Annotated in this window: 16 protein-coding genes and 5 tRNA genes; 9 read left to right on the plus strand and 12 right to left on the minus strand. The window is 62.3% G+C overall.

Features of this window, described 5'->3' with window-relative positions:
* The 5 genes from REH59_RS03140 to REH59_RS03160 form a co-directional block, all read right to left on the minus strand.
* Positions 1–861 (minus strand): branched-chain amino acid ABC transporter permease, encoded by an 861-nt coding sequence (locus REH59_RS03140; RefSeq protein WP_003247565.1) that lies wholly within the window; start codon positions 859–861, stop codon positions 1–3.
* A 65-nt stretch (positions 862–926) separates the two neighbouring features.
* The gene (locus tag REH59_RS03145; RefSeq protein WP_320450385.1) at positions 927–2,129 is read right to left on the minus strand and encodes an ABC transporter substrate-binding protein; all 1,203 of its coding nucleotides are present in this window, start codon (positions 2,127–2,129) and stop codon (positions 927–929) included.
* A 90-nt stretch (positions 2,130–2,219) separates the two neighbouring features.
* Positions 2,220–2,984 (minus strand): FadR/GntR family transcriptional regulator, encoded by a 765-nt coding sequence (locus REH59_RS03150; RefSeq protein WP_010951884.1) that lies wholly within the window; start codon positions 2,982–2,984, stop codon positions 2,220–2,222.
* Positions 2,985–3,251: 267 nt separating this feature from the next.
* Positions 3,252–3,482, minus strand: coding sequence for a PP0621 family protein (locus tag REH59_RS03155; protein ID WP_014755231.1), 231 nt, complete (start codon positions 3,480–3,482; stop codon positions 3,252–3,254).
* Between the two features lie 94 nt (positions 3,483–3,576).
* On the minus strand, positions 3,577–4,596 hold the full coding sequence (locus REH59_RS03160; RefSeq protein WP_004577276.1) for an outer membrane protein assembly factor BamD: 1,020 nt from the start codon (positions 4,594–4,596) through the stop codon (positions 3,577–3,579).
* Positions 4,597–4,743: 147 nt separating this feature from the next.
* Between REH59_RS03160 and rluD the strand changes: the two genes are divergently transcribed.
* The 8 genes from rluD (at position 4,744) to REH59_RS03200 (ending at position 10,062) form a co-directional block, all read left to right on the plus strand.
* A complete protein-coding gene (rluD, locus tag REH59_RS03165; RefSeq protein ID WP_003247554.1) occupies positions 4,744–5,706 on the plus strand; it encodes a 23S rRNA pseudouridine(1911/1915/1917) synthase RluD in 963 nt (320 codons plus the stop codon).
* Positions 5,703–6,443: a peptidoglycan editing factor PgeF gene (pgeF, locus tag REH59_RS03170; protein ID WP_012051126.1), complete on the plus strand. Its 741-nt coding sequence runs from the start codon at positions 5,703–5,705 to the stop codon at positions 6,441–6,443. The genes rluD and pgeF overlap by 4 nt, the downstream gene beginning before the upstream one ends.
* 249 nt (positions 6,444–6,692) lie before the next feature.
* Positions 6,693–9,257, plus strand: coding sequence for an ATP-dependent chaperone ClpB (gene clpB / locus REH59_RS03175; protein WP_012051127.1), 2,565 nt, complete (start codon positions 6,693–6,695; stop codon positions 9,255–9,257).
* Between the two features lie 362 nt (positions 9,258–9,619).
* Positions 9,620–9,695 (plus strand) — tRNA-Asn (locus tag REH59_RS03180).
* A gap of 4 nt (positions 9,696–9,699) precedes the next feature.
* Positions 9,700–9,776, plus strand: a tRNA-Pro gene (locus REH59_RS03185).
* A gap of 6 nt (positions 9,777–9,782) precedes the next feature.
* Positions 9,783–9,858: transfer RNA gene (locus tag REH59_RS03190), tRNA-Lys, on the plus strand.
* Positions 9,859–9,904: 46 nt separating this feature from the next.
* Positions 9,905–9,981 (plus strand) — tRNA-Pro (locus tag REH59_RS03195).
* A 5-nt stretch (positions 9,982–9,986) separates the two neighbouring features.
* Positions 9,987–10,062, plus strand: a tRNA-Lys gene (locus REH59_RS03200).
* Positions 10,063–10,246: 184 nt separating this feature from the next.
* Here the strand turns inward: REH59_RS03200 and REH59_RS03205 are convergent.
* The 4 genes from REH59_RS03205 to REH59_RS03220 form a co-directional block, all read right to left on the minus strand.
* Positions 10,247–11,542: an NAD(P)/FAD-dependent oxidoreductase gene (locus REH59_RS03205; RefSeq protein WP_003247549.1), complete on the minus strand. Its 1,296-nt coding sequence runs from the start codon at positions 11,540–11,542 to the stop codon at positions 10,247–10,249.
* A gap of 84 nt (positions 11,543–11,626) precedes the next feature.
* Positions 11,627–11,800 (minus strand): DUF3094 domain-containing protein, encoded by a 174-nt coding sequence (locus tag REH59_RS03210; RefSeq protein WP_008091951.1) that lies wholly within the window; start codon positions 11,798–11,800, stop codon positions 11,627–11,629.
* Between the two features lie 132 nt (positions 11,801–11,932).
* Positions 11,933–12,562 carry a DUF1780 domain-containing protein gene (locus REH59_RS03215; RefSeq protein WP_003247546.1) on the minus strand — a complete coding sequence of 210 codons (630 nt, stop codon included), beginning with the start codon at positions 12,560–12,562 and terminating at the stop codon, positions 11,933–11,935.
* 55 nt (positions 12,563–12,617) lie between these two features.
* Complete coding sequence (locus tag REH59_RS03220) at positions 12,618–13,049, minus strand: hypothetical protein (protein ID WP_014859438.1); 432 nt, start codon at positions 13,047–13,049, stop codon at positions 12,618–12,620.
* Positions 13,050–13,135: 86 nt separating this feature from the next.
* On the opposite strand from REH59_RS03220, the gene REH59_RS03225 reads away from it, so the two are divergent.
* A complete protein-coding gene (locus REH59_RS03225) occupies positions 13,136–13,843 on the plus strand; it encodes an energy-coupling factor ABC transporter permease (protein ID WP_014859437.1) in 708 nt (235 codons plus the stop codon).
* A 190-nt stretch (positions 13,844–14,033) separates the two neighbouring features.
* Here REH59_RS03225 and yacG read toward each other — a convergent pair whose 3' ends face one another.
* Genes yacG through REH59_RS03240 form a run of 3 tightly spaced genes read right to left on the minus strand, consistent with a single transcriptional unit; the run spans position 14,034 to position 15,720 of the window.
* Complete coding sequence (gene yacG / locus REH59_RS03230; RefSeq protein WP_003247540.1) at positions 14,034–14,234, minus strand: DNA gyrase inhibitor YacG; 201 nt, start codon at positions 14,232–14,234, stop codon at positions 14,034–14,036.
* Complete coding sequence (gene coaE, locus REH59_RS03235) at positions 14,231–14,854, minus strand: dephospho-CoA kinase (RefSeq protein ID WP_004575721.1); 624 nt, start codon at positions 14,852–14,854, stop codon at positions 14,231–14,233. The genes yacG and coaE overlap by 4 nt, the downstream gene beginning before the upstream one ends.
* Complete coding sequence (locus REH59_RS03240; RefSeq protein ID WP_265536592.1) at positions 14,854–15,720, minus strand: prepilin peptidase; 867 nt, start codon at positions 15,718–15,720, stop codon at positions 14,854–14,856. Before REH59_RS03240 ends, coaE begins: the two co-directional genes overlap by 1 nt.

A 15,720-nucleotide genomic window follows, 5' to 3' on the forward strand; every position in this document is an offset into this window, starting at 1 on the left:
TCAGGCTCTCCCGAACAGGCCGTAGGGTCGGACCAGAATCACTGCTGCCATGGCGCCATAGATCATCAGGCTGGCGCCTTGCGGCCAGAGACTGGTCATCATGCTTTGCACCACACCCACCAGCAGGCCGCCAACCAGCGCCCCGCCGAACGACCCCATGCCGCCAATCACCACCACCACGAAGGCAATGCCGAGGATTTCCGGGCCGACGAAGGGCTGGGCGCCCCGTAGCGGCGCAAACAGCACACCCGCCACACCTGCCAGGCCCACGCCCAGGGCGAATGTCAGGGAGAACAGGCGGAAAATGTTGGTGCCCAACAGCGACACGGTCTCGGTGCTTTCGCTACCGGCCCGCACCAGTGCGCCGAAACGGGTGCGTTCCAGCAGCAGCCACAGGCCAATACCGATCAGCGCTGCGAAGCCGATCAGGAACAAGCGGTAGTAGGGGTAGATGAAGTCGCCAAGTATCAGCACCCCGCGCAGTTCAGGTGGCACGGCAATGTTCTTGCCCACCGGGCCCCAGATCAGCACCGACGCTTCCTGGATGATCAGCGCGATGCCGAGGGTGACGAGGATCTGGAAGGTGTGTGGCAGGTGGTAGATGCGTTTGATCAACAGGCGCTCGACCGCCCAGGCCAGCGCGGCCACCACCAGTGGCGCAATCAGCAGCGCCAGCCAGAAGTTGCCGGTGACGGCCACGGCGGTGTAGCACAGGTAGGCGCCCAGCAAGAAAAACGCGCCGTGGGCGAAGTTGACGAAGTTGAGCAGGCCGAAAATGATCGTCAGGCCCACGGCGATGAGGAAGTAGATCATCCCCAGGCCCAGGCCGTTGAGCAGTTGGAACAGGTACAAATCGAGCATGAGCGTGCCCTCGACAGCGCGCCGGGCGGCTGCCTGTACAAGTGTTTGTGACTAACGCCGCAGCTTCAGGCCAGGGCGCAACCGGTGTGATCGACCTCGACGAACGAGCGGCCCGAACTGATGACTTCGGCCAGGTCGTCCTCGTCGCGCATCTGCCCCTGGGGCTTGCCGCGCAGCAGGTAGTAATCCTTGAGCACCTGGTGGTCACCCGGGCGGATCAGTTCTTCGCCGGTCGGGCCCTGGAAGCGCATGCCCTGCAATGCCGCAGACACGGCGGCCCCGTCCAGGCTGCCGGCCTTGACGATGGCCTCGAGCATCACCTTGATGCCGATGTAGTCGGCGGCCAGCGGGTAGTTGGGGTTGATGCCATAGGCCTTGCGGGTGGCGGCGACCAACTGTTTGTTCAGCGGGGTGTCGACCTGGTGCCAGTACTGCGCACCCAGGTACACGCCCTCGAGCACGTCGCTGCCCAGCTCCTGGAACTGGTCGAGGCCGGCAGACCACACCATCAGCACTTTCATGCGGTCCTTGATGCCGAAGTTGACCGCCTGGCGCAGGGCGTTGGAGGCCTGGCTACCGAAGTTGAGCAGCACCAGCACGTCGGGCTTGGCGGCGATGGCGTTGGTCAGGTAGCCGGAAAATTCCTGCTCCTGCAGCGAGTGGTAGCTGTTGCCGATGTGTTCCACGCCGAGCTCGGCGAACACTTTGCGGGCGTTGTCCAGCAGGGCATCGCCGAATACGTATTGCGGGGTGATGGTGTACCAGCGCTTGGCCTGGGGCAGCTGGCGGCTCATCGGCACCAGGGTTTCGCGGATGGCACCATAGGTGGGCACCGACCAGCGGAAGGTTGAGGCATTGCAGTCCTTGCCGGTGATTTCATCGGCGCCCACAGGCGTCATGAACACGCCGCCGGCTTTGTGGATTTCCTTGGACACCGCCAGTGCCGAAGACGACAGGGTGCACCCCTGGAAGAAGCGTGCACCATCCTGGCCGATGGCTTCCTGCACCTTGCGCACCGCCTTGCCGGCGTTGCCTTCGGTGTCGATGACTTTGTACTTGAGCGGGTGGCCGAGCAACTGCGGGTGCTCGGCGATGGCCAGGCGCGAGCCCATGTCGGCGTACTTGCCGTAGCTGGCGAAGGCGCCCGACATGGACTTGAGCCCATAGAAGGTCAGCGGTTGGTCGGCGAATGCCCGGTGTGCCCCCAAGGGGAGGCTACCTAAGGCACCCAGGGCAAGGCCTGCCTTGAGCAGGGTACGTCTTTGCATGAGTAACTCCTTGTTTGTGGTTATTAGGCAGGAGTGGCAATGACAAAGCGGGTACGGCCGGGCCTGTGTGCAGGCCTCTTTACAGGCGCATCAGTGGTGGTGATCGAACTCCAGCAGGAAGTTACGGGCAACCTCGCCTTCCAGCGCGGTCATATGGTGCTCGGCGTCGCACATGTGTTCGTGCATCAGCCGGCGTACGGCGGGTTCGTCGCTGGCGCGCAAGGCGGTCAGCAGTTGCTTGTGGTAGCCGATGTTGGCGGCGGCGAACTGCTGGCGCTTGGGCAGGTAGGCCTTTTTCAGCACCACCAGGTCGCGCAGCAGGTCGTTGAGGAACACCGCCATGAAACGCAGCAACGGGTTTGGGCAGCGGTCGGCCAGCAGGGTGTGGAATTCAAGCTCCGCCAAGCGCTGCTCACGCTGGCCTTCTTCGCTGTCTTCCGGCGCGCTGCAGAAGTCGATGTTGGCCTGCAGCGCGGCATAATCGGCCTCGCTCAGCTTGCCCATCACCGACACCGCCAGTTCTACCTCGATGACTTTGCGCAGCTGGTACACCTGTTCGCCGTCCAGGTGCTGGAAATGCAGGTAGTTGCGCAGCGCGCGGCTGGCTGGCTCGGTGCCCACTTCGTTCAGGTAGGCGCCCCCGGTCGGGCCGGTGCGGGTGCTGACCAGGCCTTCGACTTCGAGCGCCTTGAGCGCTTCGCGGGCGGTGCCCTTGGAACATTCGAAATGCTCCATCAGCTCACGTTCGGTGGGCAGGCGGTCGCCGGGGTGCAGCGCTTCGGTGACGATCGAGCGCTTGACTGATTCGACGATCACATCGGACAGCTTCTGGCGCTTGCGTTTGGGTTTGAGCATTTCGCTATTTTTCATATTTATGCGGATAAATAGGATTTAGCGAATTTTGGCCGGGCGGGTCAATGCTGGTGCTGGGGGAGGGGTCGTAAATGGTGTGAAAGGGTCGGGGAGGGATATGTGGAACACGAAATTGCAGATAAAAACTGTGGGAGCGGGCGTGCCCGCGAACACCGGCGAAGCCGGTGCCATACACCGTGGTGCCTGCTTCGCGGGCAAGCCCGCTCCCACAGATTTCGAATTGGTTTCAGGATTGAACAGACATCGTGTTCAGCCTTGGTGGCCAGGGCCCTGCTGCAGGTGGGCCTGGCTGCAATACCACTCATTACCCTGCTGCAGCGCCCGGTCGTTGGGCAGGTGAACGCCGCAATGGGCACAGCGCACCATCTTCAGCGGCGCATCCAGCTTCGCCTCGGGGTGCGACTGCTGGCTGACTTTGAACTTGCGCCACAGCCAGAACGCGGCGGCGATCAGGGCGATCCAGAAAAGTAGGCGAACCATGGTGTCCAGCTTGTCGATTGAAGAAGCCAACAGTCTAGGACGCGGCCAATAAAAAAGGGAGGCCCAAGGCCTCCCTTTCATTCACCGCTGAAGGTCAGTCGAACAGACCAAAGGTCATGTAGCTGAACCAGGAACGGTCTTTCTCGGCTTCTTTCGGGCCTTCCGGCACGATCGGGTCGCCGTTCTCGTCTTTAGGCAGCAGCTCTCGCGGCATCTCGTCGCGCGCGTCCTGGAACTGCTTGACCACGTCCTGGTTGGCGCGGGTTTCGCCTGGCGGCAGCGGGGTATCGGTTTCGATCAGGCCCAAGGTGGCCTTGGACAGCCAGCCGCGGCCGTCAGACTCGGTCTGCTTGGGCTGGAACTCGCCATCGACCAGGCTCGGGTGGTCCGGGTAGTTGAGCTTGAGGGTTTCCAGGCTCGTGGCGGCCAGTTCGTCCAGGTGCAGCTTCTGGTACGACTCGACCATCACCGCCAGGCCGTCACCGACGGACGGGGTTTCCTGGAAGTTTTCGACCACGTAGCGGCCACGGTTGGCAGCCGCTACATAAGCCTGGCGGCTCAGGTAGTAGTCGGCCACGTGGATTTCGTACGAAGCCAGCAGGTTGCGCAGGTAGATCATGCGCTGCTTGGCGTCTGGCGCGTAGCGGCTGTTGGGGAAACGGCTGGTCAGCTGGGCGAACTCGTTGTACGAGTCGCGGGCGGCACCCGGGTCGCGTTTGGTCATGTCCAGCGGCAGGAAGCGCGCCAGCAGGCCACGGTCCTGGTCGAACGAGGTCAGGCCCTTGAGGTAGTAGGCGTAATCGACGTTCGGGTGCTGCGGGTGCAGGCGGATAAAGCGCTCGGCGGCCGACTTGGCGGCCTCGGGCTCAGAATTCTTGTAGTTGGCGTAGATCAGCTCGAGCTGCGCCTGATCGGCATAGCGGCCGAACGGGTAGCGCGACTCCAGGGCCTTGAGCTTGTTCACGGCGCTGGTGTAGCTGGAGTTGTCCAGATCAGCCTGGGCCTGCTGGTACAGTTCGGCCTCGCTGAGGTTCTCGTCAATGACCTCTTTATTAGAGGAACAGGCCGCGGTAAGCCCGAGGATGGCGATCAGCAGCAGGTGTTTCACTCGCATGGCGGCTTGCGTCCCTTTGACGGCCGCTGTCTTGGGCGGTGCCGTCCTGTTATGATGAGCGCCCCGGCCAACCCCGGGACAAAAGAAGCCGTATTTAACCACAAGCTCGCAGCCGAAACCAAAGGCTGTGCGCCCGCCGAATCGAGCATGTCCGAGATCATTCAACTTAGCGCAGAGGTACCGTCCGAACTGGGCGGCCAACGCCTCGACCAGGTCGCCGCCCAATTGTTCGCCGAGTACTCGCGTTCGCGGCTAACTTCGTGGATCAAAGAGGGCCGCCTGACGGTCGATGGTGCAGTCGTGCGCCCTCGAGACCTTGTTCATGGTGGCTCTCTGCTTGCCCTGGAGGCCGAACAAGAGGCCCAGGGCGAGTGGATCGCAGAAGATATCGAACTGGATATCGTCTACGAAGACGACCACATCCTGGTGATCAACAAGCCTGCCGGGCTGGTTGTGCACCCGGCGGCCGGGCATGCCAGCGGTACCCTGCTCAACGCGCTGCTGCACCATGTGCCAGACATCGTCAACGTGCCGCGCGCCGGTATCGTGCACCGCCTGGACAAGGACACCACCGGCCTGATGGTGGTGGCCAAGACCCTGCAGGCGCAGACCAAGCTGGTCGAGCAGATGCAGGCCCGCAAGGTCAGCCGCATCTACGAGTGCATCGTGATTGGCGTGGTGACTGCCGGTGGCAAGATCGACGCGCCTATCGGCCGTCACGGCGGCATGCGCCAGCGCATGGCTGTAACCGACGGCGGCAAGCCGGCGGTCAGCCACTACCGCGTACTCAAGCGCTTCCGCTCGCACACCCATGTGCGGGTCAAGCTGGAAACCGGCCGTACCCACCAGATTCGCGTGCACATGGCCCACGTGGGTTTCCCGCTGGTTGGCGACCAGACGTACGGCGGGCGCTTCCGTATTCCGCCCGCTGCCAGCCCGACCATGGTCGAGGCGGTCAAGACCTTCCCGCGCCAGGCGCTGCATGCGCGTTTCCTTGCCTTGGCCCACCCGATTACCGGTGAAGTCATGAAGTGGGAATCGCCACTGCCGGATGACTTCGTCTGGTTGCTGTCGCTGCTGAACCAGGACCGCGAGAGCTTCATCGGATGAGTGACCTGACGCAGGCGTTGCTGTTCCCCGACTGGCCGGCCCCGGCCTCGGTGCGCGCCTGTGTCACCACCCGTCAGGGCGGCGTCAGCTTGCCGCCTTACGAAACCTTCAACCTCGGCGACCATGTTGGGGATGACCCTGCCGCGGTCGCCGAGAACCGCCGCCGCCTGAGCGAACAGTTCACCATCCAACCGGCCTGGCTCAAGCAGGTGCATGGGCGGGTGGTGGCGGATGCCGACCCGGCGGTGGTCGCCGAGGCCGATGCCAGCTGGACCCACCAGCCTGGCATTGCCTGCACCGTGATGACCGCCGATTGCCTGCCTGCGCTGTTCTGCGACCGTGCCGGCACCCGCGTGGCGGCGGCACATGCGGGCTGGCGCGGGCTGGCGGGTGGCGTGCTGGAAGCCACGCTGGACCGGCTGGCGCTGCCGCCAGCAGAGGTGCTGGTGTGGTTGGGGCCTGCCATCGGCCCGCAAGCGTTCGAAGTGGGGCTGGAAGTGCGTGATGCCTTTACCGCCGTGCACCCGCAAGCAGCTCGGGCATTCGTCGACGGCGAACGGCCAGGCAAGCTGTTGGCGGATATCTATGAGCTGGCGCGTATTCGCCTGGCTGCCCGTGGCGTGACTGCTGTTTATGGCGGTGGTTTGTGCACGGTCAGTGATGCGCGGTTCTTCTCCTATCGCCGTACCCCGCAGGGTGGGCGTTTTGCATCGTTGGTCTGGCTGGACCCGCGCTAGCCTGTACCGGCCTCTTCGCCGGCACGCCCGCTCCCACAGAGATTCCGCAAACGTTGAAACCGGTGGTGTACCTGTGGGGGCGAGTATGCCCGCGAATGGCCCCCATTAATCCAACAGGTTGACTTTGGTCAACCCCGCTACGCTTGAATCTTCCAGAATCAGCCTTATCTATAAAGGCATCTCAGGCAGGTTTCTTTATAAACAGGCGCTGTCCATCGCTCCGACCTGCCCTTTAAAGGAAGGTACACCATGCGAATAGACCGTTTAACCAGCAAGCTGCAACTTGCAATATCCGATGCCCAGTCTTTGGCCGTTGGCATGGACCACCCTGCCATCGAGCCCGTGCACCTGTTACAGGCGCTGCTCGAACAGCAGGGCGGCTCCATCAAACCGCTGCTGATGCAGGTAGGCTTCGACATCAATGGCCTGCGCCAGGGGCTGGTGAAAGAGCTCGACCAACTGCCAAAAATACAGAACCCTACCGGCGACGTGAACATGTCGCAGGACTTGGCACGCCTGCTTAACCAGGCAGACCGCCTGGCACAGCAGAAGGGCGACCAGTTCATTTCCAGCGAGCTTGTGCTGTTGGCCGCCATGGACGAAAACAGCAAGCTCGGCAAGCTGCTGCTGAGCCAAGGCGTGAGCAAGAAAGCGCTGGAAAATGCCATCAACAACCTGCGTGGCGGCGCGGCAGTGAATGACGCCAACGCCGAGGAATCGCGCCAGGCGCTGGACAAATACACCGTCGACCTGACCAAGCGTGCCGAAGAGGGCAAGCTGGACCCTGTCATTGGCCGTGACGATGAAATCCGCCGTACCGTGCAGGTGCTGCAACGCCGTACCAAGAACAACCCGGTGCTGATCGGTGAGCCTGGCGTGGGTAAAACCGCCATTGCCGAAGGCCTGGCCCAGCGCATCATCAATGGTGAAGTGCCCGACGGCCTCAAAGGCAAGCGGCTGCTGGCGCTGGACATGGGCGCGCTGATTGCCGGTGCCAAGTACCGCGGTGAGTTCGAAGAGCGCTTGAAAAGCCTGCTGAACGAACTGTCCAAGCAGGAAGGCCAGATCATCCTGTTCATCGACGAACTGCACACCATGGTCGGCGCCGGCAAAGGCGAGGGCGCCATGGACGCCGGCAACATGCTCAAGCCGGCCCTGGCCCGCGGCGAGCTGCATTGCGTAGGTGCCACCACGCTGAACGAGTACCGCCAGTTCATCGAAAAGGACGCCGCCCTGGAGCGCCGTTTCCAGAAAGTGCTGGTCGAGGAGCCGAGCGAGGAAGACACCATCGCCATCCTGCGTGGCCTGAAAGAGCGCTATGAAGTGCACCACAAGGTGGCCATCACCGACGGTGCAATCATCGCTGCGGCCAAGCTCAGCCACCGCTACATTACCGACCGCCAGCTGCCGGACAAGGCCATTGACCTGATCGACGAAGCGGCCAGCCGCATCCGCATGGAGATTGACTCCAAGCCGGAAGTGCTCGACCGCCTTGATCGCCGCCTGATCCAGCTGAAGGTGGAGTCGCAGGCGCTGAAGAAAGAAGAAGACGAAGCGGCGAAAAAACGCCTGGAGAAGCTGACCGAAGAAATCGAGCGGCTGGAGCGTGAGTATTCCGACCTGGAAGAAATCTGGGCTTCGGAGAAAGCTGAAGTGCAGGGTTCGGCGCAAATCCAGCAAAAGATCGAGCAAGCTCGCCAGGAGCTGGAAACCGCCCGTCGCAAAGGCGACCTGAGCCGCATGGCCGAACTGCAGTACGGGGTGATCCCGGACCTGGAGCGCAGCCTGCAGATGGTCGACCAGCACGGCAAGACCGAAAACCAGTTGCTGCGCAACAAGGTCACCGAGGAAGAAATTGCCGAAGTGGTGTCGAAGTGGACCGGCATTCCTGTGGCCAAGATGCTCGAAGGCGAGCGTGAGAAGCTGCTGAAGATGGAAGAGCTGCTGCACCAGCGCGTGATTGGCCAGAGCGAGGCGGTAACCGCCGTAGCCAACGCCGTGCGCCGCTCGCGTGCCGGCCTGTCCGACCCGAACCGGCCAAGTGGTTCGTTCCTGTTCCTCGGCCCGACCGGTGTGGGCAAGACCGAACTGTGCAAGGCGCTGGCCGAGTTCCTGTTCGACACCGAAGAGGCGATGGTGCGCATCGACATGTCCGAATTCATGGAGAAGCACTCCGTCGCGCGCCTGATCGGTGCACCGCCAGGCTATGTAGGGTATGAAGAGGGCGGTTACCTGACCGAGGCCGTGCGGCGCAAGCCTTACTCGGTGGTGCTGCTGGACGAGGTGGAAAAAGCCCACCCGGATGTGTTTAACGTGCTGCTGCAGGTGCTGGAAGACGGCCGCCTGACTGACAGCCACGGGCGCACCGTGGACTTCCGCAACACCGTGATCGTGATGACCTCCAACCTGGGCTCGGCGCAGATTCAGGAACTGGTGGGTGACCGCGAGGCACAGCGTGCGGCAGTGATGGATGCGGTGGGGGCGCACTTCCGTCCGGAGTTCATCAACCGCATCGACGAAGTGGTGGTGTTCGAGCCATTGGGCCGCGAGCAGATTGCCGGTATTACCGAAATCCAACTCGGCCGCCTGCGCAGCCGCCTGCTGGAGCGCGAACTGTCGCTGAGCCTGAGCCCAGAGGCGTTGGACAAGCTGATTGCCGTGGGTTACGACCCGGTATACGGCGCACGGCCGCTGAAGCGGGCGATCCAGCGCTGGATCGAGAACCCGCTGGCGCAGCTGATTCTGGCCGGCAAGTTCCTGCCCGGTACGGCGATCACCGCCAAGGTGGAAGGCGACGAAATCGTCTTCGGCTGATTGTGTTGCACCATGAGCCCCGCGTTTGCGGGGCTTTTTTTGCCTGTTGCCAATGCCGGCACAGCCCAGCTATTTCGGGCCTTTGCGCCAATCTTGGATAACCGCCTGAAATTTTTGAAATTTTTGCTTGCATCAAATTTAGAGTGCCCCTAATATACGCCGCGTTGTCAGGCACTAAGCGAATCACCAGCAACATCAGTGATCGCAAAACAACTTACAAATCAGTAAGTTGAATGAAAAAAAGTGGTTGACAAGCAAAACGAAGAATGTAGAATAGCCGGCCTCAGCAGCGACAACGCGAAAGCGAAGAAGCTAAAGAGTCCGAAGCGAACACAGTCTTCGGAGTTGTACCGAAGTTCAGTTCCGCGATAGCTCAGTCGGTAGAGCAAATGACTGTTAATCATTGGGTCCCTGGTTCGAGTCCAGGTCGCGGAGCCAATCTCGGGGTGTAGCGCAGTCCGGTAGCGCGCCTGCTTTGGGAGCAGGATGTCAGGAGTTCGAATCCCCTCACCCCGACCATTTTCCGGGTCGTTAGCTCAGTTGGTAGAGCAGTTGGCTTTTAACCAATTGGTCGTAGGTTCGAATCCTACACGACCCACCATGTAGAAAAGGGCATCTCAAAGAGATGCCCTTTTTTTTGAAACACTCGGGGTGTAGCGCAGTCCGGTAGCGCGCCTGCTTTGGGAGCAGGATGTCAGGAGTTCGAATCCCCTCACCCCGACCATTTTTGGGTCGTTAGCTCAGTTGGTAGAGCAGTTGGCTTTTAACCAATTGGTCGTAGGTTCGAATCCTACACGACCCACCATGAACAAAGGGCATCTCGCATGAGATGCCCTTTTTCTTTTGCCTCGAAAAATGCGCCCATCGGTGCAATCCCACCTGTTTGCCACACCGCCCCTTTGTAGGAGCGGGTTCACCCGCGAATGCGGCAGTGCAACCACCATCGCATTCACAGGTAAACCCGCGCCTACAGGGCATGCGGGCGCCTGTTAGTGCAGCTTCAGGCGCGGCTCGGTACCCCGGCCAATCTTGCTGCCCAGCATCATCAACGCCGTGCGGAAGAACCCGTACAGCGCCATCTGGTGCATGCGGTACAGCGACACATAGAACATCCGCGCCAGCCAGCCTTCCAGCTTCACGCTGCCCATCAGGTTACCCATCAGGTTGCCCACCGCCGAGAAGCGCGACAGCGACACCAGCGAGCCATAGTCCTTGTACTCGTACGTCGGCAGGGCCTTGTTCTCCAGGCGCGCCTTCAGGCTTTGCGCCAGCATCGAAGCCTGCTGGTGCGCCGCCTGTGCGCGCGGCGGCACGTTACGGTCGCTGCCGGGTTGCGGGCAGGCGGCGCAGTCACCGAAGGCGAAGATGTTGTCGTCGCGGGTGGTTTGCAGGGTAGGGCGCACGACCAGCTGGTTGATGCGGTTGGTTTCCAGGCCATCGATGTCCTTGAGGAAACCTGGCGCCCGGATACCGGCTGCCCACACTTTCAGGCTGGCCTGGATCACTTCACCGTCCTTGGTTTTCAGGCCGTCCTCGGTCACTTCACTGACTGCGGCGTTGGTCATCACCTTCACACCGAGTTTTTCCAGGGTTTTGTGAACAGGTACGCTGATGCGCTCCGGCAGCGCCGGCAGAACGCGCGGGCCCGCCTCGATAAGGGTGATGTGCATGTCCTTGGGCTGGATGCGGTCCAGGCCATAGGCCGCCAGCTCGTGGGCAGCGTGGTGCAGCTCGGCCGCCAGCTCTACACCGGTGGCACCGGCGCCGACAATGGCCACGCTGATTTTCTCGCTGGCCACGTCGCCGGCGTGGGCACGCAGGTAGTGGTTCAGCAGTTGCTGGTGGAAACGCTCTGCCTGCTTGCGGGTATCCAGGAACAGGCAGTGCTGCGCTGCGCCCAGGGTGCCGAAGTCGTTGGTGTTGGAGCCCACGGCAATCACCAGGGTGTCGTAGCCCAGGGTGCGCGCAGGCAGCAGCTCGCGGCCCTCTTCGTCGAGGGTGGCAGCCAGTTGAATCTGCTTGCCTTCACGGTCCAGGCCGCTCATGCGCCCCAGCTGGAAATTGAAGTGGTTCCACTTGGCCTGAGCCACGTAGTTCAGTTCGTCTTCCGAGGAGTTCAGCGAGCCGGCGGCCACTTCGTGCAGCAGTGGCTTCCAGATGTGCGTGAGGTTGGTGTCCACCAAGGTGATTTCGGCCTGCTTGCGCTTGCCCAGGCTTTTACCCAGGCGGGTCGCCAGTTCCAGGCCGCCGGCGCCGCCGCCGACAATCACGATGCGATGAGTCATGGGAATATCTCATAAGGTTTACGGAATTCGTGGCCCTGGGGGCCGGCCGCAAACTGCGCGAGGGGAGGGCGAGCGCGAAGCAGCTCATAGCACCAGTCCACTCAGCAGGCGGCTGATGAGACCCAACCCGATGGTCACGGCCAGCACCAGCACAAGGAGCAGCCACGGCCGGAAGGGCCTGCGCTCGACTTGGTGCTGGGGGGCTCGCAGATACTCATCGACACGACGCTGATCTTCCGGGTTCAGGCGGCTGGTCATGGTGGGCCTCGTCAGGTAGACGTTTGTGACTGCGCAAACGCTACAGCGTTCGCGCAGGCGCTTGAAACAAATGATAATGCTTTCTATCCCTGGCGCCGAGTGTACGCCATCGCAAACAGTCGCTGCACTGGATCAAAGACTGATGCCTACGTCGAAGACGATGCTGCGGCCCAGGTTGCCGCGCAGGAAATCCGGCGCATCGGGGTGGGCAAACAGTACCCGGGCAAAGGTTGGCCCGACCAGCGACAGCGAGCGCCAGCCTTGGCGCAGGTATTCGGTAGGCGGCGGGAAGTGGGTGTTGAGGTCGAGCACTTCGCGCTTGAGGCTGGAGAACGCGATGATGTCCAGCTCGTTCAGCTCCAGCCCGCGTTCCCGGTAATTGTGCGCCTTCTTGCGCAAGGTGGGCGCCAGGCGCCCCAGCAGTTCGGTGGCACTGATGCGCCGTGGGCGTGCTTCGCGGCGTACCAGCTGCGCCAGGGAAAACGCACTGCGCCGCCGCTGCAGCTCCTCGCGCCATTCATCGTTCAGCCGGCGGCCCTCGTCGAGCACGAAAAACACCTCGAAGGCGGCGTCGCGGAACAGCACGTCTGGTGGCTCCTGCCCCGCCGGGGTGAAGTCCTCGCTGCGGTAGGGGATGTTCAGCCCCTGCAACAGGCGCTGGCACACCCATCGCTCCCGCTCCCACTTACGGGCGTTGGAGAGAAAGGCATTGGCTTGTTCGGCCTGGATGGTAAGCAGGCGCAGGTAGTCTGAGTCATCCATGCAGACAAGCTTAGCCGCTAATCGATGACGGTAAGATGCTGTTTAAGCGTGAAAATCAGCCCAGCACCGGCCACTGCTGCACCAGCCCGACCAGATGCACCACGCCAAAGCCCAGGCAGATCAGCGAACTGACCACGATAAAACGCTGCGAACGCCCGGTGCCCGCCAGCAATCCTGGCCCCAGCAGGCCGCGTAGCAAGTACACCAGGGTGATCAGGCAAATGACTGGCAGCAGCAAGGGCAGCCGCCCGATCGCCCCGGCAGCCGACAGCGCATAGGCCGACCAGGCCAGCAACACGCAGGCGATGGCGGCGGTGATCAGCGCCGGGTAGCAGTGGCCCTTTTCGGCGGCCACCGCCATGCGCTCACCGGCCCCGAACAAACGGTACCAACGCGGCCCCACGGCGATGATGGCCAGGTGAATTACACCGATGATGGCGTTGAGTGCCGCTGCCAGTAGCAGGGCGGGGTTGGTTCCTTCCAGCATGACCAATGCTTCCTGCATCGAACGGAAGCGTCAGCCTACCGCAGCCGAAGGAATGGGAGAATGGGTGTAGACTCGGTTTTATCCACATGGCCGCAAAGGGTATTGTTCAGGTGATCAGCGCGCAGGTGTTATCCGGCACCACCCTTACCCTTGGCTGGCTGGGTTATGTGCCGTTGTTGATCTGGGCGGTGAGCCGGGTTCGCTGGGTTGAACTGTTTACCGACCGGCGCCGCCAGCATTTGCTGTTTGGCACGGTGTTCTGCCTGTTTGCGCTGTGGCTGGTGCGGCGCGACTTTGATACCGGGGTGTCGTACCACTTTATTGGCATGACGGCGGTTACCCTGTTGCTGGACTGGCCGCTGGCGGTGCTGGGTGGCTTCATGGCCCAGCTTGGCTTGCTGGCGCTTGGGCGACAAGATCTGGCGGCGTTGGGGGTGAACGGCTTGTTGCTGATTGGTTTGCCGGTGCTGATTACCGAGGTGTGCGCGATAGTGGTCGAGCGCGCCCAGCCGCGAAACCTGTTCGTTTATATCTTCTGTTCGGGGTTCTTCCCGGCAGCGCTGACCGTGCTGATTTGCGTCCCCGCAGCGCTAGGGGTGTTGTGGCTGGACGGGCGTTTTGCCCTGCCGGAGTGGCTCAGCGACTTTGTGGGCTACCTGTGGCTGATGATGTTCCCCGAGGCGTTCATCAACGGCATGGTGATCAGTGCGCTGGTGGTGTTTTGCCCCGAGTGGCTGGAAACCTTCAACCGTACGCGGTACCTGCAGGCGCCCTGGAAGGAAGATGAGCGGTGAATGTGTGGTGGCTGTGCCGGCCTCTTCGGGGGTAATCAGTACTCAGAGGTTGCACTCTCACTGTGGGAGCGGGCATGCCCGCGAACACGGGCGAAGCCCGTGCCATCCACTGCGCCGCCTGCTTCGCGGGCTTGCCCGCTCCCACAGGTACCGCGCGGGTTGTGGGCCCGCGTTGCATTTTTGGATCAGCTCAATGCCGCGGCTCCAGGTCCCCCGAATACAGCTCATCTTCGGACCCTTCCGACCCCGCAATCTTGTGCTCCTCGGCTGCCCAGGCGCCCAGGTCGATCAGCTTGCAACGGTCCGAACAAAACGGTCGGAACGCGTTTTTTTCGCTCCATTCCACAGGCGCGCCGCAAGTTGGGCAATCGACGGTCAATGGCTGGCTCATGGCTGGCCTCCTTTCAAAGTCAGGTAAAAGTGGTGCAGGCGGTCAATCTGCTCATGCAGCGCGGCCAGGCCGCCGTCGTTGACCACCACATCATCGGCATGGCGCAGGCGATCCTCACGGGCCAACTGCGCCTGCAAAATGGCCTGCACGTGCTCGGCACTGGTGTTGTCCCGCGCCAGGGTACGGGCTATTTGCAGGTCCTGCGGCGCATCGATCACCAGCACACGTTGGGTCTTGTGATGCTGGCCCGATTCGATCAGCAGCGGCGACACATAGACCGCATAAGGCGACTGCGCCTTGGCCAGATAGCTGAAAATCTCCTGACCGATCAGCGGGTGCAGCAGTTGTTCCAGCCATTTGCGTTGCGCCGGGTCGGCGAATATCAGCTGGCGCAGGGCGGCACGATCGAGCTGGCCGTCGCCCTGCAGCACGCCCGGGCCGAAGCGCTCGACGATGCTGGCCAGGGCCGGGCGACCAGGTTCGACAACCCAGCGCGCCGCCTGGTCGGCATCGACCAGGTGCACGCCAAGCTCGACAAAGCGCTCGGCAGCGGCGCTTTTGCCGCTACCAATGCCGCCGGTCAGGCCGAGAATCCAGGGGGTAAAGGCCGCAGTGGTCATCAGTATCCAAGCAGTTGTATGTATGAGGCGTATATTTCATCACCCCAGAGCACGGCAATCCACCCCGCAATTGCCAGATAAGGGCCAAACGGGATAGCCGTGCCCAAGGCATGCCGGCGAAAACGCAGCAGGCACAGGCCAACAAGCGCCCCCACCACCGACGACAACAGCAGCGTCAACGGCAGCACCTGCCACCCCCCCCACGCCCCGATCAGCGCCATCAGCTTGAAATCGCCATAGCCCATGCCTTCCTTGCCGGTGACCAGCCTGAACACCCAGTACACCGTCCACAGGCAGAGGTACCCGGCCACTGCGCCCCACAGTGCGTCGGCCAGGGGCACATGGATGCCAAAGGCATTGACGATCAGCCCTAGCCACATGGTCGGCAGCACCAGCACATCCGGCAGCAGCTGGTGGTCCGCATCGATCAGGCTCAGCGCCAGCAGGCACCAGGTCAGCGGCAACGCCAGCAACGCCTCTACCGAAGCGCCGAAGCGCCAGGCCACTACCAGCGACAGCAGCGCGCTGGCCACTTCCACTGCCGGGTAACGCAGGCTGATGCGGTTTTTGCAGGACGAACAGCGCCCGCCCAAGGCCAGGTAGCTGATGACCGGAATGTTCTCCCACGCACGAATCCGGTGCGCACAGTCTGGGCACCGGGAGGCGGGCAGGCACAGGTGGAAACGCGGGTGCTGCGTGGTCGGCAGCCCCAATACCTCTTGCGCCTCACGCTGCCATTGGCGCTCCAGCATGATCGGCAGGCGATATACCAGCACGTTGATAAAGCTGCCCACCAGCAGGCCGAGCACCGTGGCAAGGGTGAGGAAATACGCTGGCTGTTCAGCCAGCAAAGCCCATAAAGTCAT

Origin of the sequence: Pseudomonas sp. BO3-4, assembly GCF_034044115.1 — a bacterium.
Taxonomy (GTDB): Bacteria; Pseudomonadota; Gammaproteobacteria; order Pseudomonadales; family Pseudomonadaceae; genus Aquipseudomonas; species Aquipseudomonas alloputida.

Coding starts and splice junctions, on each gene's coding strand:
- REH59_RS03140 (WP_003247565.1), bottom strand. CDS start 861: ATGCTCGATTTGTACCTGTTCCAACTGCTCAACGGCCTGGGCCTGGGG.
- REH59_RS03145 (WP_320450385.1), bottom strand. CDS start 2,129: ATGCAAAGACGTACCCTGCTCAAGGCAGGCCTTGCCCTGGGTGCCTTA.
- REH59_RS03150 (WP_010951884.1), bottom strand. CDS start 2,984: ATGCTCAAACCCAAACGCAAGCGCCAGAAGCTGTCCGATGTGATCGTC.
- REH59_RS03155 (WP_014755231.1), bottom strand. CDS start 3,482: ATGGTTCGCCTACTTTTCTGGATCGCCCTGATCGCCGCCGCGTTCTGG.
- REH59_RS03160 (WP_004577276.1), bottom strand. CDS start 4,596: ATGCGAGTGAAACACCTGCTGCTGATCGCCATCCTCGGGCTTACCGCG.
- rluD (WP_003247554.1), top strand. CDS start 4,744: ATGTCCGAGATCATTCAACTTAGCGCAGAGGTACCGTCCGAACTGGGC.
- pgeF (WP_012051126.1), top strand. CDS start 5,703: ATGAGTGACCTGACGCAGGCGTTGCTGTTCCCCGACTGGCCGGCCCCG.
- clpB (WP_012051127.1), top strand. CDS start 6,693: ATGCGAATAGACCGTTTAACCAGCAAGCTGCAACTTGCAATATCCGAT.
- REH59_RS03205 (WP_003247549.1), bottom strand. CDS start 11,542: ATGACTCATCGCATCGTGATTGTCGGCGGCGGCGCCGGCGGCCTGGAA.
- REH59_RS03210 (WP_008091951.1), bottom strand. CDS start 11,800: ATGACCAGCCGCCTGAACCCGGAAGATCAGCGTCGTGTCGATGAGTAT.
- REH59_RS03215 (WP_003247546.1), bottom strand. CDS start 12,562: ATGGATGACTCAGACTACCTGCGCCTGCTTACCATCCAGGCCGAACAA.
- REH59_RS03220 (WP_014859438.1), bottom strand. CDS start 13,049: ATGCTGGAAGGAACCAACCCCGCCCTGCTACTGGCAGCGGCACTCAAC.
- REH59_RS03225 (WP_014859437.1), top strand. CDS start 13,136: ATGGCCGCAAAGGGTATTGTTCAGGTGATCAGCGCGCAGGTGTTATCC.
- yacG (WP_003247540.1), bottom strand. CDS start 14,234: ATGAGCCAGCCATTGACCGTCGATTGCCCAACTTGCGGCGCGCCTGTG.
- coaE (WP_004575721.1), bottom strand. CDS start 14,854: ATGACCACTGCGGCCTTTACCCCCTGGATTCTCGGCCTGACCGGCGGC.
- REH59_RS03240 (WP_265536592.1), bottom strand. CDS start 15,720: ATGACTTTATGGGCTTTGCTGGCTGAACAGCCAGCGTATTTCCTCACC.